15 protein-coding genes and 4 tRNA genes are annotated in these 21,728 nt (G+C 69.0%); 12 read left to right on the top strand and 7 right to left on the bottom strand.

All coding sequences use genetic code 11. The features are described from left to right. Nucleotides 1-25: 25 nt before the first annotated feature. The gene (locus tag GVY64_RS01760; protein WP_159837997.1) at nt 26-1,252 is read right to left on the bottom strand and encodes an MFS transporter; all 1,227 of its coding nucleotides are present in this window, start codon (nt 1,250-1,252) and stop codon (nt 26-28) included. A gap of 159 nt (nt 1,253-1,411) precedes the next feature. Between GVY64_RS01760 and GVY64_RS01755 the strand changes: the two genes are divergently transcribed. The 3 genes from GVY64_RS01755 to GVY64_RS01745 all read left to right on the top strand — a co-directional run bounded on the left by GVY64_RS01755 (nt 1,412) and on the right by GVY64_RS01745 (nt 5,669). After that, on the top strand, nt 1,412-2,644 hold the full coding sequence (locus GVY64_RS01755) for a cytochrome P450 family protein (RefSeq protein ID WP_159837995.1): 1,233 nt from the start codon (nt 1,412-1,414) through the stop codon (nt 2,642-2,644). A 58-nt stretch (nt 2,645-2,702) separates the two neighbouring features. Then, complete coding sequence (locus GVY64_RS01750; RefSeq protein ID WP_159837993.1) at nt 2,703-4,262, top strand: flavin-containing monooxygenase; 1,560 nt, start codon at nt 2,703-2,705, stop codon at nt 4,260-4,262. Nucleotides 4,263-4,697: 435 nt separating this feature from the next. Further along, nucleotides 4,698-5,669 carry a LysR family transcriptional regulator gene (locus GVY64_RS01745; protein WP_442939498.1) on the top strand — a complete coding sequence of 324 codons (972 nt, stop codon included), beginning with the start codon at nt 4,698-4,700 and terminating at the stop codon, nt 5,667-5,669. Here GVY64_RS01745 and GVY64_RS01740 read toward each other — a convergent pair. Next, nucleotides 5,636-6,652, bottom strand: coding sequence for a hypothetical protein (locus tag GVY64_RS01740; protein ID WP_159837991.1), 1,017 nt, complete (start codon nt 6,650-6,652; stop codon nt 5,636-5,638). The genes GVY64_RS01745 and GVY64_RS01740 overlap by 34 nt on opposite strands. Nucleotides 6,653-7,194: 542 nt before the next feature. Between GVY64_RS01740 and GVY64_RS01735 the strand changes: the two genes are divergently transcribed. Continuing rightward, nucleotides 7,195-8,139, top strand: a complete 945-nt coding sequence (locus tag GVY64_RS01735) for a hypothetical protein (RefSeq protein ID WP_236566535.1) — start codon at nt 7,195-7,197, stop codon at nt 8,137-8,139. On the opposite strand, the gene GVY64_RS01730 is transcribed toward GVY64_RS01735, so the two are convergent. From GVY64_RS01730 to GVY64_RS01710, 5 genes are all read right to left on the bottom strand, one after another. Continuing rightward, nucleotides 8,105-9,334: a sigma factor-like helix-turn-helix DNA-binding protein gene (locus GVY64_RS01730; protein WP_236566534.1), complete on the bottom strand. Its 1,230-nt coding sequence runs from the start codon at nt 9,332-9,334 to the stop codon at nt 8,105-8,107. The two genes, GVY64_RS01735 and GVY64_RS01730, sit on opposite strands and share 35 nt — an antisense overlap. A gap of 89 nt (nt 9,335-9,423) precedes the next feature. Next, nucleotides 9,424-10,401 (bottom strand): hypothetical protein, encoded by a 978-nt coding sequence (locus GVY64_RS01725; protein WP_159837987.1) that lies wholly within the window; start codon nt 10,399-10,401, stop codon nt 9,424-9,426. A 714-nt stretch (nt 10,402-11,115) separates the two neighbouring features. Further along, nucleotides 11,116-11,190 (bottom strand) — tRNA-Val (locus GVY64_RS01720). 1 nt (nt 11,191) lies between these two features. Then, a tRNA-Cys gene (locus tag GVY64_RS01715) sits at nt 11,192-11,262 on the bottom strand. Nucleotides 11,263-11,305: 43 nt separating this feature from the next. Further along, nucleotides 11,306-11,378: transfer RNA gene (locus GVY64_RS01710), tRNA-Gly, on the bottom strand. Between the two features lie 382 nt (nt 11,379-11,760). On the opposite strand from GVY64_RS01710, the gene GVY64_RS01705 reads away from it, so the two are divergent. From GVY64_RS01705 to pgsA, 8 genes are all read left to right on the top strand, one after another. Beyond that, nucleotides 11,761-11,832, top strand: a tRNA-Val gene (locus tag GVY64_RS01705). Between the two features lie 322 nt (nt 11,833-12,154). Beyond that, entirely contained in the window at nt 12,155-14,383 is a 2,229-nt protein-coding gene (locus GVY64_RS01700; protein ID WP_159837985.1) for a SulP family inorganic anion transporter, read from the top strand. Nucleotides 14,384-14,627: 244 nt separating this feature from the next. Further along, complete coding sequence (locus tag GVY64_RS01695; protein ID WP_159837983.1) at nt 14,628-16,877, top strand: bifunctional SulP family inorganic anion transporter/carbonic anhydrase; 2,250 nt, start codon at nt 14,628-14,630, stop codon at nt 16,875-16,877. 100 nt (nt 16,878-16,977) lie between these two features. After that, nucleotides 16,978-17,409 (top strand): TIGR02611 family protein, encoded by a 432-nt coding sequence (locus tag GVY64_RS01690; RefSeq protein WP_236566533.1) that lies wholly within the window; start codon nt 16,978-16,980, stop codon nt 17,407-17,409. Beyond that, nucleotides 17,406-18,017 carry a (2Fe-2S)-binding protein gene (locus GVY64_RS01685; protein WP_236566532.1) on the top strand — a complete coding sequence of 204 codons (612 nt, stop codon included), beginning with the start codon at nt 17,406-17,408 and terminating at the stop codon, nt 18,015-18,017. The genes GVY64_RS01690 and GVY64_RS01685 overlap by 4 nt, the downstream gene beginning before the upstream one ends. Before the next feature lie 244 nt (nt 18,018-18,261). Then, the gene (gene thrS / locus GVY64_RS01680; protein ID WP_159837979.1) at nt 18,262-20,325 is read left to right on the top strand and encodes a threonine--tRNA ligase; all 2,064 of its coding nucleotides are present in this window, start codon (nt 18,262-18,264) and stop codon (nt 20,323-20,325) included. Further along, nucleotides 20,322-20,921 carry an HIT family protein gene (locus GVY64_RS01675; RefSeq protein WP_201297851.1) on the top strand — a complete coding sequence of 200 codons (600 nt, stop codon included), beginning with the start codon at nt 20,322-20,324 and terminating at the stop codon, nt 20,919-20,921. Before thrS ends, GVY64_RS01675 begins: the two co-directional genes overlap by 4 nt. A gap of 23 nt (nt 20,922-20,944) precedes the next feature. After that, nucleotides 20,945-21,640 (top strand): phosphatidylinositol phosphate synthase, encoded by a 696-nt coding sequence (pgsA, locus tag GVY64_RS01670; protein ID WP_159837977.1) that lies wholly within the window; start codon nt 20,945-20,947, stop codon nt 21,638-21,640. The last annotated feature ends 88 nt before the right edge of the window (nt 21,641-21,728 follow it).

The following is a 21,728-nucleotide window of genomic DNA, read 5'->3' as shown; positions in this document are numbered from 1 at the left end:
CGGCTCGCGCCCGGGCCTGCGCGGCCTACCCGCCGGTCGAACCTGGTGCGGTGGGCTGGTCCAGTGTTCCCGGACGTGTCCCGTTCGCGACGCGATGGGAGTGGAAGACCCGGGAGAGCGCCATCAGGGCTATCGCGAACAGCAGGGGAATAACGAATCCCGCGCGGTGCCCCACGCTCGCCGCGACCGCGCCGACCACGCCGCCGCCCAGCAGGGTTCCCGCATAGTTGAACAGGTTGAGGCGCGCGATCAGTGCGTCGAGTTCGCGTCCGGTCGCGAGATGCCCGGCCGCGCTGAAACACAGCGGTGCGATCACGGGCAGGCCCGCGCCCGCGACCAGAAAACCCGCGATCGCGACGGCCGGACTCGGCGCGGCCACCACGAGCGTGAGACCGCAGACCCCGGTGGCCGCGGCGGCCCGGACCACGTTGCGCGGACCGAAACGGCGCACCAGCGAATCGCCTGCGGCTCGGGCGACCAGCGATGTGCCCTGGTACGCGGCGAAGGCGAGCGCCGCGGTCGCCGAACCGGCGAGCAGGTCGTCGGTGAGATACAAGGCCGACCAGTTGCCCACCGCCAGGTCGACGGCGAAGACGAACGCAGCCGCGATTCCGAACGCGAGATACGCGCGCAGCGCGACGGCCGGGCCGGGCGAGGCGGTCTCGCGGGGACTCGTCTCCGCGTCCCGCACTCCGAGCAGTCCAGGCCCGAGGATCCCGCCGAGCACCAGCACGATCGCCGCGGCCGCGAGCAGCGATGCGCGCAGCGTCACCCCCAGCGCCTCGCACCCCGAGACGAACAACGCCCCCGCTATCGTTCCCGCGCTCCACGAGGCGTAGAACGACGACAGGATGAACGTCCCGTACCCGTGCTGGATGAACACCGCTTGCATGTTGGTGCTCGCGTCGACGACGCCGACCGCGATCCCGTAGCAGCCGAGCGCGGCCACCAGCAGCGCCGTGTTCGGCGCGAACGCCGCCGCCGATCCGGTGACGGCGACGAGCAGCAGCCCGATCCGCACCGCCGCGCGGCTGGACCAGCGCAGCGCCAGCCGCTCCGCCAGGACGCTGCCGCCGCCCGCCAGCAACGAGATCAGCACGACCGAGACGGCGATCAGGCCGTCCGACAGGCCGAAACGTGCTTTTTGCTGCGGCAATTCGGTCAGCACGACGGCGAGGAAGAAGCCCTGCGCGCCGAACGCGAACGAGTTCGCGACGCGGGCGCGCCGCAGGACGGGCGCGATCGAATTCACCGGCGCAGAGTAGCCGGAGGCGCACGACGGCGCGCGTCGATCCGGGCGGGCAACGGTGCTCGCGCGGGACCTCCGCTCGCGCGGCCTGGCAGTGCGCCGTGATCGGTGTCACCATCGAAGGGCCGCAACGACACTCGCGAACCGAGGGGGACCGACCGGATGAGAGAGCTGCCCGCGGATTTCTTTCGCACGCCACACGCCTTCTACCAGCAGCTGCGCGCCGAGGGGCCGGTGCACCGGATCCGGTTGCGCACCGGCGTCCGCGCCTGGCTGGTGGTCGACTACGACGCCGCCAAAGAGGTCCTGCGCCATCCCGGCGTCTGCAAGGATCCGCACAATCCGGTCGGCGCCCACGCACGGCGCTCGGCCGCGGGCGGCAGCGGCGTCACGGCGGTCAACCAGCGCCTCAGCCACCATCTGCTCAACGCCGACCCGCCGCAGCACACGCGGCTGCGCAAACTCGTCATCCCGGCGTTCGCGCCCGCGCGGATGGCGGCCCTCGCGCCACGAGTCGAGGCGATCGCGGACGATCTGCTCGACGCGATCGATCGGACCGGGGGCGGCGTGCCGGTCGACCTGCTCGCGGAGTACGCGTTCCCGTTGCCGATCACGGTGATCTGCGAACTGCTCGGCGTGCCGGTCGAGGACCGCGCGCGTTTCCGGGAGTGGTCGGCGGCCGTGGTGGACACGCCCATGTCCACACCGGAGGGCATACGCAGCGCTACCGATGCGATTGTCGGCTACTTCGACGGGCTGATCGCCCGACGGCGCGCAGAGGGGCTGGGCGAGGATCTGATCTCGCAACTGCTGCTCGCCACCGAGGAGGGTGACCGGCTCAGCCCGGACGAGCTGATCTCCATGGCCTTCCTCATCCTGGTGGCCGGTCACGAGACCACGGTGAACCTGATCGGCAACACCGTGCTGGAACTGCTGACCGATCCGTCCCGCTATCAGGCGCTGCGCGAGGATCTCACGGGGGTGACGCCGCTGGTGGAGGAGATGCTGCGCTACAACGGGCCGGTCAACGTCGCGACCCTGCGCTACACGACCGCGCCGGTCGAGCTCGGCGGCAGCGTCATCCCGGAAGGGGAGTTGGTGCTCGTCTCCGTGGCGTCGGCCAACCGCGACGAACGTCACTTCACCGCTCCGGGGATCTTCGCCCCGGAACGCGGCGCGAACGGCCACCTGGCCTTCGGCCACGGCATCCATTATTGCCTCGGGGCGGGACTGGCCCGGCTCGAGGCGCGCATCGCGCTGACCCGCCTGATCCGGCGCTATCCGCTGCTGCGGCCCGCGATCGACGACGTGGACCTGCGGTGGCGCGAGAGCATCCTGATCCGCGGGCTGCTCGAGCTCCCGGTCGTCCCCGTGCGTGCGCCCGCGGTGCGCTGACGAGCGGATTCGGTCGACCGACTTTGCTGTGCGCCGCTGGCGACGTAGCCTCTTGCGCATGACAAGCGGAAGCCGCATCGGGATCGTCGGTGCGGGTATCGCAGGTCTCGCCTGCGCGAAAGTATTGCAACAGGAGGGTTTTCCGGTCGAAATCTTCGACCGCGCACCCGATGTCGGTGGCGTGTGGAGTGCGACCCGGCGATACCCGGGACTGCAAACGCAGAACTCCAAGGACACGTACCACTTCTCCGACTTTCCGATGCCGGGCGACTACCCGCGGGTTCTCGACGGGCAGCACATGCAGGCGTATCTGGCCGCCTACGCCGAGCGCTTCGGGCTGACCGAGCACTTGCGGCTGCGCACCGAGGTGGTCGCCGCCGATCCGGTGGACAGCGGCTGGTTGCTGGAAATTCGCGACGAGAGCGGAGTCCACCGGGCGTCATGCGACCACCTGGTGATCGCCAACGGCGTATTCAGTGAGCCCGCCATGCCGGAGTACCACGGCGCCGACTGGTTCCGCGCCGCGGGCGGGCGTCTGTGCCATTCCTCGGAGTTCACCGACCTGGAGTCGGTGCGCGGCAAGTCGGTCGTCGTCGTGGGGTACGGCAAGTCCGCCTGTGACATCGCCACCGCGGTGAGCGAGGTCGCGGCGTCCACCTCGGTCGTGGCGCGGCGGCTGTTCTGGAAGATGCCGCGCAAGCTGGCGCGGGTCATCGACTACGAACGGCTGATGCTGACCCGCTTCGGCGAGGCCCACTTCCACTACCTACGGCCCCGCTGGATGGATCGGTTCCTGGATGGTCCCGGTGAATCCGTGCGGATCAGCAATTTCGATCTGATCCAGGAACTCGTCACCAAGCACTCGAACCTGCGCGAACTCGACTTGGTGCCCACCGGGCGATTCGAGGAGATCGCCGAGAGCACCGTCAGCCTCGTCAGCGACGGCTTCTACGAGCAGGTGGCCAACGGACGCATCACGGTGCATCGGGACACGACCATCACCGAGATGGGCGGCGGCCAGAAGGCGGCGCCCGGGATCCGGCTGTCCACCGGGCAGGTGCTGCGGGCAGACGTCGTGATCTGCGCGACCGGCTTCCAGCAGCGCGTCCCCTTCCTCACCCCGTACATCCAGCGCAGGCTGACCGACGAGCACGGCAACTTCCGCCTGCATCGGCAGATCCTGCCGTTGGGGGTCCCGAATCTGACCTTCGCCGGCTACAACTCCTCGACGATCAGCACGCTCAGCGCCGAAGTCGCCGCGCACTGGACCGCCGCGCTGCTCACCGGCAGGCTGCACCTTCCGCCCGCCGAGAAACTCGACGAGCAGATCGACGCCCGCCTGCGCTGGATGGAGGAACGCACGCGCGGCCGCCACGCGCACGGCACCGCGGTCGTCCCGTTCTCCATCCAGAACATCGACGAGATGCTCGCCGACCTGAAGTTCCGCCTGCCACTGCACACGCGAGCGGCGCAGGTGTTCCGCCGGATCAAGCCGGAGTCCTACCGGGGACTGACCACACGTCGCAAGCCGGGGCCGGGGCCGACGGCGCGCCCGACGGCGCCGATCGAGGCGGAACTGCTGCCCTACGAGGGCGACAGCGGCCGGGTCAGCCACTAGGCGACCGTGACCGGTCCGCTCACCAGGTAGGACGTGCGGCGGACGGGTACCGCACATCGGTCGCGGTGGTCGTCGGCTGCGAGTGGTGTGTGCGCACGTTTGCATCGACTGCCGAAAACCGCGTGTGTCGCCGCACGACTCGGACAGAGACATCCGACGCTCGACCCGAGTTGGGGTGACGCGGTCGAGTCACCGTCTCCGGCGCGCGCACCGACGGAGCGCGTCACGGCTCGCCAGCCGACGGTGCCCGGTACAGACCCGCAGGTCAGCGCGCCGTTGCCAACTCGGGCAGGCGTACGGATGGAAGCGACCGCCTGTACGACCGCGGACAGTTCCCTCGCAGGCTGTCCGGCCTTGCCACCTGGGTCGGACTCGCCCCGGGTTATCGCGTGCGCAATACCGGGGGCCACGGGTTGCGTTGGCGATAATCCAAGGGTGGAAGCGCTGGACATGAATCTCCTCGTGGCCCTCGACGCACTGCTGGACACCAACAGCGTCACCCTGGCCGCGGAGCGCCTACACACCTCGCCGCCCGCGATGAGCCGCACGCTGGCCAAGTTGCGCGGCGTGCTCGGTGACCCGCTGCTCGTGCGCGCGGGCCGCAATCTGGTACCCACGCCACGCGCTCTGGAATTGCGTTACGAGGTCAGCACCCTGGTCGAGCAGGGACGCGCGCTTCTCACACCGCGTGACGACCTCGACCCGGCCGCGCTGCGCCGGACGTTCGCGGTGCAGGCCGGCGATATGGTGCTGAGCGAACTGGCCGGGCCCCTGCTGTCCGCGGTGCGGGCCCAGGCTCCGGGCGTGACGCTGCGATTCCTGCCCGACACCGTGGAGGGCACCGCCGCGTTGCGGGACGGCCGGGTCGACCTCGAAGTCGGTGTGATCGACCACACCGACCCGGAGACGACCGTGCGCCGAGTGATCACCGACCGCGTGATCGGAGTAGCCGCCGCCGACCATCCCTTGGTCACCGATCGCGTCACCGTCGCCGCGTACGCGGCAGCCCCGCATCTGAGCATCTCGCGAACCGGACGTTCGCACGGCCCGATCGACGACCGCTTGGCCCTGCACGGCCGCACCCGCCGCGTGGTGGCCACCGTACCGACGCTGACCAGCGCGCTGTTCGCGGTGCGCGGCAGCGACTTGGTCTGCCCCGCGCCCGCCTTGCTGAGCTCCGCGACATTGCCCGCGATCGGTCTTGCCGCGTTCGAGATACCGCTGCCGCTGCCCGAGGTCGCTATCGGGATGGCATGGCACCCGCGCAACACAGCCGACGGGGGGCATCGCTGGTTGCGCGATCTAGTGCAGGAGATCCTGCTGCGTTCTTCGGCGGCGGCGCGTCCGCCGAAGCGGAAGCGCGCCAAAGCGGCTCAGGACACCGGCGGCGGGCTGGAGAGCCGATAGTCGGCCGGTCTGCGCTGCGCTTCGGTGCGCTCGGACTGATATCCGTTCGTGGTCGACTCGCCCGGCGTGGACCCGAAGACGTCGGTCCGGCCCAGCGGAGCCGCCGCCGTGCGCTTGAGTTCGTCCAGCATGGCCTGCAACTTGTCCACGTGCGTGTTCTCGACCGGAGTCCGGTCGTCCACGCCGGCGCGGTGCGCGCCGGTGAGTCCAGTGCCCGTGGCGTCGGGTACCGCACCGTTCTCCGAGCCGCTGTGATTAGTGGTCGCTGCGGAGGCGACGATGCTCTCGTACGGGGCGTTCTCGGCGGGGGAGTACGAGCCCGCGGCGGGGGCGGCCTCACGCGAGGCCGGGAAGGTCTCTCGCTGTCCGGTTCCGGGATCGCGCGGGGTGGGCGCGGTGAAGGACGACAGGGGTTCTCGCGGTGCCGGCGTGGTGAAAGTGGGCTCACGCGCGGGAGGGGCGGTGAAGCCCTGCGCGGAGCCGGTGTTCGGGTCGAGTGCGGTCAGCGTGGGCTCGCGGGGCGGCGTGAAGCTCGTCGGCGCAGCGGGACTCGGCTCGGGCGCCGCGTGCACCGGCTCACGCGGTATACCGTTCCGGGTGCCGGCCGGGTCGGGTGACTCGCTCTTCGGTGCCGTGGGTTCGGCGCTGTGTTCCGGCCTGCGCGCGTTCGACCGCCTCGCGGCGGCCCGAGGTAGCGGGGCGGCCGGGCGCTGGGTCGCTTCTCGATCCTCCGGCGCCGGGTCGGCACCGGATTCCAGGCGTTCCACCCTGGCATCGAGACCTGAAATATCTTGTCCGGCACCGAAAGCCCACGCCTCGAGTTTGGCCAACCGCCCCTCGACGGTCGGTTCGCTCACCACGGCCTGCGCACCGTCGATGCGGGCCGCCACCGCGTCCAGCTTCTCGCTGACCTCTCGGAGAGCCGACGCGATACTCGACAGCATCGCGCCGATCGACTCGCCGGTCTGCTGACCGTGCTCCATCCCGTACCCACTTCCCCGTATCGGCCCAGCTCGCACTCGGCCGGACGATTCTATCCGCCCAGTTGGACATCCGCGGCTCGCGAAGAATCGGCGGTACACCGATCCAAGACCTGATCGCTGCAGCCTAGGCCCCCGGAATTACCCCCCGGCAGGCGGATTACGCGACGACCCGCTTTGTCCGGAACGGGCCGCCACATCCGATCCGACATTATCCGCCCGATCCGCGGGCCGCGCGAATCCACGCGTCGGGTGACCGCGAGGGAGCGTCGCGCTGCCGTCTCGTGTCCGGTCACCGGAGGGCCGGGTGCGGCGCGGAATGGCGGCAACTGTCAATCCGTCGATATCGGAAGCGCCGATGCCGCTCCGTGGCATGATGAAAGTCCTTGTGCCGCAGAGTGCGACGCCACTTCCGTGGATCGGGAATGTGCGTGGCACACCCGAGCGCGGGGTAGACGAGGCTGGCGAGGTTGCCGAGTCTGACGCACTCTTGATCTATGGCGTAGGTCGCCGGGCCTGCGGTGGTTGTGCAGGGGAGTGGTCGCGTGAGAACGAAGCAGCGGGCGGAGATCGCCTGCGGGCGCCGAGCGATGCTCGCCGAGTTGGGTATCGGAGAGGCTTCCGGCCGTACCCGCGGATCGAAGACCGGATATGCCTGCGGGTGTCCGGAATGCGCCGCCGCGCAGTGGGATATGCGGCGGCTGAAGTACTGGCTGTGCGGCAGGCTGCTGGCCTACGGTGCCGACGAGGCCGAAGTGGATGGGCGCATCGGGACGCTGCCGGTGGATGTGTACTGGCGCAAGGGTGACCGGGTCTACGCCATCGAGGTGCGCAGCGGCCCGGTGGAGCGAGGACTCGCGCGAGAGCACACCGAGCGGTTGCGTGCGGAAGGCTGCACGGATGTGCTGTGGCTGTGCCCGCCCGGTTACTGGGTGCCGTATCTGCATGCGCTGGGCATCGCGGACTTCGCTCCCGCCGCCTGTGATTACCGCGCGGTCACCGGTGTGCTCGACACCGAGCACGCGATGGCGGCGCCGCGGCGCGAGCCGGTCGAACTGCGCGAATTCATCGCGGGCTGGGTGCGCGGCGAATACGTCTGGGGCTATCGCGACGAGAGGACAGGAGGCTGGGCCACCGTGACCGACTGGGAGTACCACACGAAGACACAGGCCACGGTCATCGCCCGGCAGCGCCAGGAACTCGTCAACCAGCGCACGGCGCTCGCGGTGGCCCGCAAGTCGTTACGCGACAAGCAGAAACATCTGCTGAAGCTGACCACGCGGCTGGAGCGCGCGGAACTGGACGCGCAGAAACAGGCCGACGCCCTCGCCACCGCCCAGCGCACGATCGCCGATCACGATCGGCTCGACAAGGCCTTGCGCAACACGATCGCCAATCTAGAGGTGACCATCGGCCGCTGGCAGTTGATCACCATCTGCGCGATGCTGCTGATCGTCACGTTCCTGGCGGCGGCGATGGTGGTGCGCTGAGCCGGAAGGGCGCTCGGTCCCAGCGCCATTCGTGGCGCAGCACCAGTGCGAGGAAGTCCAGCAGTTCCAGGCCGGTCTTCGCACGCACCTCGCGGAGCGCGGCCCAGTGCACGGGGCCGCGCTCGACGAGGTCACGCAGCATCCGCTCGGTCGCGGCGTCGACGGGGCGTGCGCGCAGATCCGGAATGCCGATGCGACTGCCGGTCCAGATCAGCCAGCCCCACCCGTTGGCGTGCGCGTGCGCTCGGCCTGCGGCGGCTTTCACCCGGTTGACGTGGAAGCCCACGTGGCCGAGCGGAACTACGTCGATCAACACCGTGCGGCCGTCGGTGAGCCGGGCGACGATGCTCGGATAGTGCATCCGCTCGGCGCCGTCGAGGCCGTAGACGACCGCCGCGGGTTGCTCTTGGAATGTCTCGACCTGGTCGCCGGCGTTGAGCATCCCCAACAGCCTGGCCTCCAGACCGGAGTCGAACGGCACATCGCGACCGACCTTGTCCAGGTAGAAGCGGCCACGGCCGTCGTCATCGCTGTCCACGGTGCGCGCGGAGGTGGTGGGGATGGCGGCCGGTGCGCCGGCGCGGGGCCAGTCGACCTGGTCGAGCCAGGGGTTCAGCTGACTCGTCGCGCGCGGCTCGGCGTCGTGCAGCTTGGCCAGACGCCGGTTGGTCTTCTTCTGCCAGGCCGCGATGCGCTGGGTGACGAACCCGGCAACCCGCTTCGCGTCCTCCGCCGCGTGCCCGGCCAGCCGCAGTTTCAGGTACGACAGCTCGGTCGCCGCGATATCGGTGTCGGTCGCGTACGTCTCCACCAGCAGCGCGCGGGTCAACTGCCGGTCCCGCGCGTCCAGGGGATAGCGCGCGGACAGGACCGCGGCGGCGCGATGCCCGGACAACTGCGCCATCCGGATCATCTGCCCGACCGCCTTGGTGTGTAGTTGCCGCACCCGGTCACGAGAGAGGTCGTAGCGAGCGCCGATGCGGGCCAGTGTCTCGGGCTTCTCCCCGGTGATCCCGAGCCGAGCCGTCAGCAGGTCGCCGTCCTTGGCCTTCTCGTCGGCGCGCAGGGCGACCAGCTCGCCGAGCACCTCGTTGACCTCTTCGAGCTCGAACGAGATGTCGTCGCGTAGATCGAGCGACTCGGGGTCGTCGTCATCCGGTGCCGCCCCCGGCGCGACCTCCGTACTGATCGTCACGCGACAACCCCCTGACTCGGCTCGGGCACTGTGCGCCACAGCGTATCCCCACCCACCGACACCGGCCCTCCGCGACCGTGCCGGCCGCTTCAAGGGTTCGGTGCCCGTTCGGGGCATTGCCACGGCACGGTTTGGGGCTGGGGATTGTCTTCGGCGATTTTCTTGAAGGAACTCGACCGTGAAACGCTGAGCACGGACGAGTCGGCAGGAACGATGACGGCGAATCCGTTGTCCCGGGACCACTTCGCGGGCACGAGCACCCAGAGGTCGCCGCGCGCCACGATGGCGCGGAAACACTGGTAGCGGAATCTCGGTGGCTGGTGCGGCTGGGCCTCGACCAGTGTCTCCGCGATCATGTTCCTCGGCACGTCCAAGCGTTCGTCCGTCACGACGGAGACGACCGATTCCTTCGTCCAGAGCTCGTGCGCGGCGGTTCGAGCGGCGTCGTCGCCGAGCCGGGTGGCGAAGGAGTTCATCACGGCGAAGAGCGCCAGAAGGCTCACCGCGATCGCCACGGTTCGGCTCACTCGTGTGGTCGGTCCCGGGTCGGGTGCGCTGGGGTCGCTGATCGACGTGGACAGGACCCAGTAGCCGACCACGACCAGAAGGCCTCCCATACCCAGCGTGATGGGCGCGAACACCCAGGAGACAACGGCCCACTCGGGCGTCATCCACGGCACCATTACTCCGGTGATGCCGGTGACGACGCAGACTGCTCCGAGCGCGAGGACGATTCGGCCGGTGGTGCGAATCAGGCGCGGCCGCTGTCCGCTTCGGATGAAGCGGCCTGCGTAGGCGCCTACCCATACGGCAGCGAACCACCCGACGAGAAGCAGCAACAGCGGGGCGTACAGCACGCTCACACTTCCCACTACATAGTCGCTGGTGGTGAAGCCGAGAGCATCACAATCCACGCCGAAATGGGCGAGTTTCTTGCGCGTGTACACGTAGCCGAAGTAGTAGCACAGCGCCGTGATTATCGTGGTCGGCGCGACGACCGCTCCGAGGACGCCTACCCATCGCTGGAGCACCGCCGGAGACGTCGGCACGGCCGACTGCTCGGTCATGTCACGGACCCGTCGGCGTGCCGCCGGGAGCGGGCGCCCGCCCGCCCGGTGCCTCCGGAGGGGGTGGCAAACTGCCGCCGGACGGACCCGGCGGTGGTGGGGGTGACGGTGGGGTCGTCAAATCCGGCAAAGGCGGGCCGGAAGGGCGGACGTTGCCTTCCGGCCCAGGTGGTCGACCACCTGGTGCACGGGTTCTGAACGGTTCCGTGGTGGGGAACGAGTTGCCGTCCGGTATCGGGGCTTGGGGCGGCGGTGTCCCCGGTGTAGGCGCGGAGGCGGAGGTCGCGGGCGAACTCGGCGTTCCGGGTAGCGACGTACTCGCCGTAGACGGCACACCAGAAGAGGAAGCTGGAGCGGTCACGGCAGGTGATGCCGACTCGGGCGGTGTCGACGGGTCGGTGGCACTGCCCTCGCACCCCATGACCACGGTCGCCGACAACGCGAGTGCCGAGATTTCAGCGGCGAGCCGAGCGACGCGTGCGCGTGGTGAGCGATTACTCCGTGGTGACCGCATCGGCACTCCTACTCCGGCTACTCGAATCAGGAAGCAGAGTGGCACGGGGCCGGTAGTTGCTCACGGGTAGCCGACTACCTGTCTTTCGACTCTCGGAGCTTTCGCGGCGGTACGTCCGACTACAACGCGGGAAGGTGGCGGTATATGGGCCACAAACAAGAACAGACCCGGTAGAAACCGGGTCTGACCTGGTGAGACGGTGGTGCGCGATACTGGGATTGAACCAGTGACCTCTTCCGTGTCAGGGAAGCGCTCTCCCGCTGAGCTAATCGCGCGAGGTGGAGACGGGAATCGAACCCGTGTGCACGGCTTTGCAGGCCGTTGCCTCACCACTCGGCCACTCCACCGCGCAAAGGGGGACGGCGTAATGTTGCCTGGCCCTACCTCTCGAGCGGATGACGGGATTCGAACCCGCGACCCTCACCTTGGCAAGGTGATGCGCTACCAGCTGCGCTACATCCGCATTTTGCCTCCGCGGGGCTCGTTTCCGGCCTCCGTGGTGCGAGACAGAACATTAGCGGACGCTCGGTGAAAGGTACAAATCCGCTGGTAGAACGAAGGAAATCCGGAAGGTGGCGTGCTGTGACGGCGGTGGCTCATGGGGTCGGTGGGAGAGGGGAGGCGTTCCGTGTTCGGTCTCGATGGTCGGGTGCGGAGTCGGCTGCCCGGCTCGTCGGGTCATGACGCGTCCCGTCCTTCTCGGAGAGCCTCCGGGGTGCGGCCGTCGCTCGGCGGAGGGCGGCGCTGCACCGTCCCTGTCCGGATGGCGATTTGGTGAACCGCCGGTGGCGCGTGCTAATGTTTCGTCTCGTCCGGAGGGCATCCAAGCCGCCGGAAACCCGTAAGGTCTCATAGCTCAGCGGGAGAGCGTCCGCCTCACACGCGGAAGGTCGCTGGTTCGATCCCAGCTGGGACCACTTCGCAAACAAGACCGGTGCAGTTCCTGCCCGGTCTTCTTTCTTCTCCGCGCCGGTCGGCGCTTTCTCGGCTTCACGTCACTCGATGACTCGGCCGCACCTCGATGTTGCGCTGTGACCTGGGTCACATTATGGTAGCGGTTGTCGTCTCCGGACCGGAAATCTTTCCGCACGCTTTGCGAAGTCTTTACTATGGTGCCGACTGGCTGCGTCACGGATCGTGTTTCCGCCGACGGCCCGAACTTCGCCCGCCGCTCGCTTTCGATGCCAAGAACATGTTTGACCGATGAACCGGGGCCACCACCCCGGCGAAGGAGAAAATATGTCCACCGACACCGATTTCGCACCACGGACGTCGCCGCACGTGAACATGGTCGATCGTCTGGCCGTCATCGGCCGTGCCGATCTGCCCGCTTCCATCGTGGTTTTCCTGGTCGCCCTACCCCTTTCGCTCGGCGTGGCGGTGGCTTCCGGCGCTCCGGTCGCGGCGGGCCTGATCGCCGCGGCGGTCGGCGGCATGGTGGCCGGACTGCTCGGCGGTTCCGCGATCCAGGTCAGCGGGCCCACCGCGAGCCTCACCGTGGTCGTCGCCGAGAGTGTGCACCAGTTCGGCTGGGCGGCAACCTGTTTCATCACCGTCGGTGCGGGCATGCTGCAGATCCTGTTCGGGCTGAGTCGGGTCGCCAGGGCCGCGCTGGCCATCGCACCGGTGGTCGTGCACGGCATGCTGGCGGGCATCGGCGTGGTGATCGCGCTGCAACAGGTCCATGTCCTGCTGGGTGGGAACTCGCTGAGTTCGTCGTTCGCGGCGCTGGTCGCCCTGCCCCACCAGCTGATGTCGGTGCGCACGGGCGACCTGGTCGTCGGACTCGTCGTGATCGGCATCCTGGTCGCGTGGCGCTTCGTGCCGCGGCGGGCGCGGGTGGTGCCCGGCCCGCTCGTCGCGGTGGTCGCCGCCACCCTGCTGGCGCTGGGCCTGCCCGCCCACGTCGAGCGGATCGTGCTGAACGGCTCGTTGGCGGACGCGCTGGGCCTGCCCGGCATTCCCTCCGGCGGCCCGGCGGCCGTCGCCACGACCATGGTGACGATCGCCCTCATCGCGAGCATCGAGAGCCTGTTGTCGGCCGTCGCGGTGGACAAGATGCGACCGGGCCACCGCACCGACTTCGACCGTGAGCTGATCGGGCAGGGATCGGCCAACGTCGTGTCCGGCCTGCTCGGCGGCCTGCCGATCGCGGGGGTCATCGTGCGCAGCATCACGAACGCGAACGCAGGCGCCCGCAGCCGGGCGGCGACGGTGCTGCACGGCATCTGGATCCTGCTGTTCGCGGTGGCGCTGGCCGGGCTGGTGCGGCAGATTCCGACCGCCGCCCTGGCCGGCCTGCTCATCTTCGTCGGCGTGCAGCTGATCAAACTGGCGCACATCCGGCTGGCCAGGCGGGCCGGTGAGATGTACGTCTACCTGGCAACGGTGCTGGGCGTGGTGCTCCTGAACCTGTTGCAGGGCATGGTGATCGGGCTGGGGCTGGCCTTCGCGCTGCTGCTGTGGCGGGTGGTGCGCGTGACAATCGTCGCGGCGCCGGTTGCCGGCGCGCGCCGATGGGTGGTCACCATCGACGGCACGTGCACCTTCCTGGCCTTGCCGAAGCTGACCGCGGAACTGGCGAAGGTCCCCACCGGCGCAGACGTGACCGTCGAGATGACCGTCGATTTCCTGGACCATGCCACGCACGAGTACCTCACCGAATGGGCTCGCGAGCGCGAATCGTCCGGCGCGACGGTGCAATTCGCCGAACTCGGCAGCGCGCGGATGGCCACCGTCCTGGCCGGGCCGCCCGAGCGCGGGCACTTCCGGCAGGTCATCGATCAGGTGATCGGGCCGTGGCGGCGGTCGGGTGATCGGGAGGACCGCATCGCGGCGGGCATCGCGGCCTATCACCGCGGCCACGCCCACGTGCTGCGCCCGCATCTGGACAAACTGCGCCATCGGCACGACGCCGACTCGTTCTTCCTCACCTGCGCGGACGCGCGGATCGTGCCGAACGTCATCACCAACAGCGGACCGGGCGACCTGTTCACCGTCCGCAACGTGGGCAATATCGTGCCCGCGCGCGGCGGGGACGTCTCGGTGGAGGCGGCCCTGATCTACGCGCTCGAGCGTCTCGACGTGCGCGCGGTCGTGGTGTGCGGTCACTCCGGTTGCGGGGCCATGGAGGCGCTGCACCGCGAGGAGCGGGCGGGGGAGGGGCTCGGCGATTGGCTGGCGCACGCGCGGCCGAGCCTGGAGCGCTATCGGCTGGGACATCCGGTGGCCACCGCGGCGGCCGTGGCGGGGTTCGGGCCGGTGGACCAGCTGGGCATGGTGAACGTCGCGGTGCAACTGGAGACGCTGCACGCGCACCCGGTCGTGCGCCGGGGAGTCGAGGAGCGAGGCGTGGCGGTGTCCGGATTGTTCTTCGACCTCGCCACAGCCCGGGTGATCGAGGTCATGGTCGACCGCATCGCGGAGTTCGGCGACGAAGGCCGTCTGATCGCGGCGGAAACGGCGTGACCTGGGAATTGTGCAGTAGGTCACGGTGATGACGACGACGGAACAGTGGGGAATGCCACACAATCGGCGAAGTTCTCAGGCTTTGCTAAGTCTTTACCAATACACTTGTACTCGTTTACATCTCGACTCATCGCTGTGTCGGGACTGCTTCACCGCGAGATGCCGGTTCGCGGTCTTGTGCCCTGCTGGACATGTTGATCGTCAACCGACCTCGGCGAATCAGCCGAGTCGGCGAAGGAGAGTCATGGCTATCGATCACGATTTAGCCCCGCCACCGTCAATGCCCGCACCCATGGGCTCGGGCCGCAGTTCCGGACCATTGTCCGATCGCTTCTCCGATATCCTCCGCCACGACCTGCCGTCCTCGATCGTGGTTTTCCTTGTCGCGCTGCCGCTTTCGCTAGGCATCGCGATCGCGTCCGGAGCCCCCGTCGCCGCCGGGCTCATCGCCGCCGTGATCGGCGGCATCGTCGTCGGCACGCTCGGCGGGTCGGTCCTCCAGGTGAGCGGCCCTGCCGCGGGCCTCACCGTGGTCGTCGCCGAGACGATCAACCAATTCGGCTGGCGCACGACCTGTTTCATTGTTTTCGCGGCCGGTGTCCTGCAGATTCTGCTCGGGCTCAGCCGGGTGGCCAGGGCGGCGCTCGCCGTGGCGCCCGTGGTGGTGCACGCGATGCTGGCCGGTATCGGCATCACGATCGCGCTGCAGCAGATCCATGTGCTGCTCGGCGGTTCCTCGCACAGCTCGGCCTGGCGCAACATCGTGCAACTGCCCGGTCAGCTGCTGTCCCTGCACGGGGGCGGCGCACTGATCGGCGCGGTGGTGATCGCGATCATGGTCGGCTGGAAGTACCTGCCCGCCCGAGTACGCGCCGTGCCCGGCCCGCTGGTCGCGGTACTCGTCGGCACGGCGTTGTCGCTGGTGCTGCCGCTCGATGCCGAGCGCATCGTGCTCAACGGCTCGCTGTTCGACGCCATCGGCCTGCCCGCCCTGCCGCGCGGCGACTGGTCGGGCCTGGTCCTGGCCATCCTCACCATCGCGCTCATCGCCAGCGTGGAGAGCCTGCTGTCCGCGGTGGCCGTGGACAAGATGCACTCGCGCAAGCGGACCGACTTCGACCGCGAGCTGATCGGCCAGGGCTCGGCGAACGTGCTGTCCGGCCTGCTCGGCGGCCTGCCGGTCACCGGCGTCATCGTGCGCAGCGCCACCAACGTGCAGGCGGGTGCGCACAGCCGCGCCTCCGCGGTGTTGCACGGCGTCTGGGTGCTCGTGTTCTCCGTGGCGCTGGTCTCCGTGGTGGAGCAGATTCCGAAGGCCGCGCTGGCCGGTCTGCTCATCGTGATCGGCACGCAGCTGGTCAAACTGGCCCACATCAAACTGGCCCGGCGCACCGGCGACTTGCTGGTCTACGCCGTGACGGTGCTCGGTGTGGTGTTCTTGAACCTGCTCGAGGGCGTGCTGATCGGTCTGGGCCTGGCCTTCGGCTTGCTGCTGTGGCGGGTGGTCCGCGTGGCGGTCAAGGCCGAACAGATTCCCGGTACCCAGCGCTGGCTGGTCACCATCGACGGCTCGGCCACCTTCCTCGCACTGCCGAAGCTGTCGGCGCAGTTCGCCATGATCCCCCCGGGAGCCGACGTCACGGTGGAGATGACGGTCGACTACCTGGATCACGCGGCGTTCGAGGCCATCGAGGAATTCGCCCGCCAGCAGGTGAACAACGGAGGCAGCGTCGATTTCGTGGAGATCGGTGGGGCCAGGATGGCCAACGCCGGGGCGCAGCCGCCCGCGCGCAGCTTCGCGCGCTCGGTCTGGGACGAGATCCTCGGCCCCTGGCGCCGCGACGATCGGCCCGCCAACCCGGTCGCGGCGGGCGTCGCGGCCTACCACCGCAGCCACGCGCACGTCGTCCGGCCGCACCTGGACGAGCTGCGCGACCAGCAGGACCCGGATTCGTTCTTCCTGACCTGCTCGGACTCGCGGATCGTGCCGAACATCATCACCAACAGCGGACCCGGCGACCTGTTCACCGTCCGCAACGTGGGCAATCTGGCCCCCGCCGAGGGCGACGCGTCGGTGGAGGCCGCACTGGTGTTCGCGCTCGAACAGCTGAACGTCCGCTCCATCGTCGTCTGCGGGCATTCCTCCTGCGGTGCGATGAAGGCGCTGCACACCGGCGCCGAGGTGCCCGGTGTGGACCCCTGGCTCGCGCATGCGCGACCGAGCCTGGAGCGATTCCGCACGGGCCATCCGGTCGCGGCCGCCGCGCGGGAAGCCGGTTTCGGCGAGGTCGATCAGCTGGCCATGGTGAACGTGGCGGTGCAGCTGGAGGTATTGCACCGGCATCCGGCGGTGCGCAAGGCGGTGGCCGAGCGCGGCGTGACGGTGTCGGGCCTGTTCTTCGACATCGCCAGTGCCCGGGTGGTCGAGGTGACCGAGAACGGGATCGCGCACATCGATGATGCGGGCCATCAGCCCGCTGCCGAGCTCGTGTGATCTCGGCCGGACGAGTGATCCCGCCCGGGCGACGTGCCCGGGCGGGATCGCCGTATCCGGAGGCGGTCGGGTATGCCGGACTGCTCGTACCCTGGGGAACGTGACCGCAGACCTGGAAACGAGCTCGGACGATCGCCCGACCCGCTGGCGCGCCTTCCGAGCCGGGCTCGAGCGACGACCTACGCTGTACCTCGGCTACCGGATCATGGTCGCCGTCGTCGGTGTGGCCGTGCTCGCGGTCGGGGTGCTCGCGATCCCCTATCCCGGTCCCGGCTGGGCGATCGTGTTCGCCGGGCTCGGCATCCTCGCCACGGAATTCGCTTGGGCGCGTAAGGCGTTGGGCTGGCTGCGGGACCGGTACCGGCAATTGATGGACTGGTACTCCCGGCAGGGCCGAGCCGTGCAGGTGGCCGGTGCTGTGGGCACCGCCGCGCTGGTCGTGGCGACACTGTGGATATTGGGAACCTTCGGGCTCGTGGGTAGTTGGATCGGAGTCGAATGGGAATGGCTGCGCAGCCCCCTGCAACGGTGACCACCGTTGCGGGGCGCATGCTCACCCAACCGGAATGGCTGGCCGCGCGTATCGGTGAGATGGGCCGTTCCTGGGGCACCACATCGCCGCGCATCGCGGGCACGCTGTGGTGGTGCATGGTCGCCTCCGCTCTGGTGGAGCAGATCGCGCGGGCGTACGCGCGCGACGAGGCCGCCCCCGAAGCCGCGCTGGAGCGCCTGGACTGCGAAGTTCGCCCCGACGGCGGCATCGAGCGCGTGCGCATCCCAGAGGGCGGTCACCAGGGCGGTGGTGCGGCGGCCCTGCACGAGACGCTCGCGACCGTCATACCACCAATCGCCCGAGTGTCGGGTGCCGGTGTGCCCGCCTTGTGGGCGATCGTCGCCGACGCGATCGGCAACCGCGCGCTCGACGCGGGGTCCGCCGACGCGGGTGCACGGCTGGCCGCCGAGATCGGCGGCAAACTACCGATTCCGCGCTTCGTCGAGATCGGCGGACGCACATTCGTGCGGCGCATCTCCTGCTGTCTGGTGTTCGAAGTTCCGGGCTGCGAGATGTGCACCAGCTGTCCGAAACGCCCCGCCGCCGAACGAATCGCCCTGCTCGCGGGCCTGGCCGCCGAGAACTGACGACCGGCCGGGTGACAGCCGACTTTCCCGCCGCGCCCGTGACTCGCCAGGTACGCCCGCAGCGCCGGACCACCCGGCGGGGACTCGAACGCAAATCTCACGCCACCCGACTCGTACGGCCGAAAACCCGGCGGGACGGGTCGGCGCGGCGGGACAGTAGCATGGTCGCGCCGGACGAACATGCGATCGGCCACCATCGAGCGGGACCCAGCCCGCACCCGAGAACGCCAAGGAGAGCGCAGCCGTGACCACCTCAGCCGCCATCAGCCCAGTCGCCCTCGTCCGGGTGCCGGCCGGGACGACGGCGGGCGCCGCGGTGCGTGAGGCGGGACTGCCGACGAAGGGGCCCGACACCGTCGTCGTCGTCCGGGTGGACGGTGAACTCAAGGACCTGTCCTGGACCCCGGACGCGGACGTCGACGTGGAGCCGGTGGCGGCGAACACCCCCGACGGCCGCAACGTGATCCGGCACTCCGCCGCACACGTCCTCGCCCAGGCGGTGCAGCAGGAGTTCCCCGGTGCGAAGCTGGGCATCGGCCCGTACATCAAGGACGGGTTCTACTACGACTTCCGCGTCGAGCGGCCGTTCACCCCGGAGGATCTGGCCAAGCTGGAATCCCGGATGAAGAAGATCGTCAAAGGCGCGCAGCGGTTCTCCCGCCGGGTGGTCGAGGTCGACGAGGCCAGGGCCGAGCTGGCCGGGGAGCCGTTCAAACTGGAGCTGATCAGCGACAAGTCCGGCATCGACGACCCGGAGGTCATGGAGGTCGGCGGCAAAGAGCTGACCATCTACGACAACCTGGATCCGCGCACCGGCGAGAAGATCTGGGGCGATCTGTGCCGCGGCCCGCACATCCCGACCACCAAGTTCATCCCGGCCTTCAAACTGACCCGCAGCTCGGCGGCCTACTGGCGTGGTGACCAGAGCCGCGAGGACCTGCAGCGCGTCTACGGCACCGCGTGGGAATCGCAGGAGGCGCTCGACGAGCACCTGCACCTGCTCGCCGAAGCCGAGCGCCGCGACCACCGCAAGCTCGGCCTGGAACTGGACTTGTTCAGCTTCCCCGACGAACTCGGTTCCGGCCTGCCGGTGTTCCACCCCAAGGGCGGCATCATCCGCAAGGAACTCGAGGAGTACTCGCGCCGCAGGCACGTCGCGGCGGGCTACGAGTTCGTCAACACCCCGCACATCACCAAGGGACATCTGTTCGAGGTCTCCGGCCACCTGGACTGGTACCGCGACGGCATGTTCCCGGCGATGCACCTGGACGCCGAACTCAACGAGGACGGCACCGTCCGCAAGCCCGGCCAGGACTACTACGTCAAGCCGATGAACTGCCCGATGCACAACCTGATCTTCCGTGCCCGCGGCCGGTCGTACCGGGAGCTGCCGCTGCGGCTGTTCGAGTTCGGCTCGGTCTATCGGTACGAGAAGTCCGGCGTGGTGCACGGCCTGACCCGGGTGCGCGGCATGACGCAGGACGACGCGCACATCTACTGCACCAAAGAGCAGATGCACAGCGAACTGACCGACACGCTGCGGTTCGTGCTGGATCTGCTGAAGGATTACGGCCTCGACGACTTCTACCTCGAGCTGTCCACCAAGGACCCGAAGAAGTTCGTCGGTTCCGACGAGATCTGGGAGGAGGCCACCGAGACCCTGTCGAAGGTCGCCTCGGCCTCCGGTCTGGAACTGGTGCCCGATCCAGGTGGCGCCGCCTTCTACGGCCCGAAGATCTCCGTGCAGGCCAAGGACGCGCTCGGCCGCACCTGGCAGATGTCGACCATCCAGCTGGACTTCAACCTGCCCGAGCGTTTCGATCTGGAGTACACCGCCTCCGACGGCACCAAGCAGCGGCCGGTCATGATCCACCGCGCGCTGTTCGGCTCGATCGAGCGCTTCTTCGGTGTGCTCACCGAGCACTACGCGGGCGCGTTCCCGGCGTGGCTGTCGCCGGTGCAGGTCGTGGGCATCCCGGTCGCGGAAGCTTTCGCGGCGCACCTGGACCGGGTGATCGAGCGGTTGCAGGTCGAGGGCGTGCGCGCGCAAGTGGATCGCAGCGACGACCGGATGCAGAAGAAGATCTTCAACAACACCGCCCAAAAGGTGCCGTTCATGCTGCTCGCCGGTGAGCGCGACGTGAACGCGAACGCCGTGAGCTTCCGCTTCCGCGACGGCACCCAGGTCAACGGCGTGCCGGTCGACGACGCGGTGGCCACGATCGTCGCGTGGATCGCCCATCGGGAGAACGCGTCGCCGACGGCCGAGGGTTTCCAGATCCAACCGGCGAACAAGGGTGGGGCATGAGCGAGCGTACGGTGCCGGACGGGCTCGCGGATCTGGACGGCACCGCTGCCTCGGCCGAGCCGGGCAGCATCGTGGACGCCGGCGCAGGCGAACCGGATCGGTTGCTGCGCCTGTGGACGCCGTACCGGATGTCCTACATCGCGGAGGCCGCCACCACCGCCAAGGATTCGACCGGACACCCCTTCACCGACATCCCGAAGATGTCGGATGAGGACGGTCTGGTCGTCGCCCGGGGCGAGCTGGTGTACGCCGTGCTCAACCTGTACCCGTACAACCCGGGGCACATGATGGTGGTGCCCTACCGCAAGGTGGCGAACCTGGAGGACCTCACCGAGGCGGAGAGCGCCGAGCTGATGACCTTCACCCAGCAGGCGATCCGGGTGATGAAGAAGGTGTCCCGGCCGCACGGCTTCAACGTCGGGCTGAATCTCGGCGGCGTCGCCGGTGGGTCGCTGGCCGACCACCTGCACCAGCACATCGTGCCGCGCTGGGGTGGCGACGCGAACTTCATCACCGTCATCGGCGGGGCCAAAGTCATGCCGCAACTGCTGCGGGAGACCAGGGCGCTGCTGTCGGCGGCCTGGAAGGAGACGTAGATGAGCGACCGGGCGGAGCGGCCGTGCTGAGCTTCTTCGGCCGCGAGACGTTCGCCAAGGCGACGGCTCCGCTGGGCCGGGCGCTGGTCGGCACGGGACTCACCCCCGACGCCATGACGCTGATCGGCACGACCGCCTCCATCGTCGCGGCGGTCACGCTCTTTCCGACCGGACACCTGTTCTGGGGAACCATGGTGATCTGGTTGTTCGTCATGTTCGACATGCTGGACGGAGCCATGGCCAGAGCGCGCGGCGGCGGCACGAAATACGGCGCGGTGCTGGACGCTACCTGCGACCGGCTCGCCGACGGCGCCATCTTCGCCGGGCTGGCCTGGTGGGCGGTCTTCCACGAGCAGCACAAGCCGCTGTTCGCCGCGACGCTCGTCGTCCTGGTGACCTCGCAGGTGATCTCCTATGCCAAGGCGCGCGCCGAGGCCAGTGGGCTGTCCGCGGACGGCGGCCTCATCGAGCGGCCGGACCGGCTGATCATCGTGCTGGTGGGCGCCGGTTTCACCGGGATCGGCGGTTACTGGGGCATCGAGTGGCTCACCTACGCCGTGCACGTCGCCATGTGGATCCTCGCGGTGCTCAGTATCGTCACAGTCGGTCAGCGGGTGCTGGCCGTGCGCAACTCACCGGGGGCGCGGACCGTGATCCCGGCCGGCCGCCCGCAGAGCCCGAGCGCCGGAACAGCGGGCACCACAGGACTTCCGTCGTGATCTCACCCGGGACCGGACGCCGACCGATGCACGGTGGCGTCCGGACAGTCGGGACGACGGATTGCGGATTCGCGGCGCGGGAGTGCGA

It is taken from the genome of Nocardia sp. CY41, assembly GCF_009829325.1.
Classification (GTDB): Bacteria; Actinomycetota; Actinomycetes; order Mycobacteriales; family Mycobacteriaceae; genus Nocardia.
This window is presented reverse-complemented; position numbering and strand designations above follow the sequence as displayed.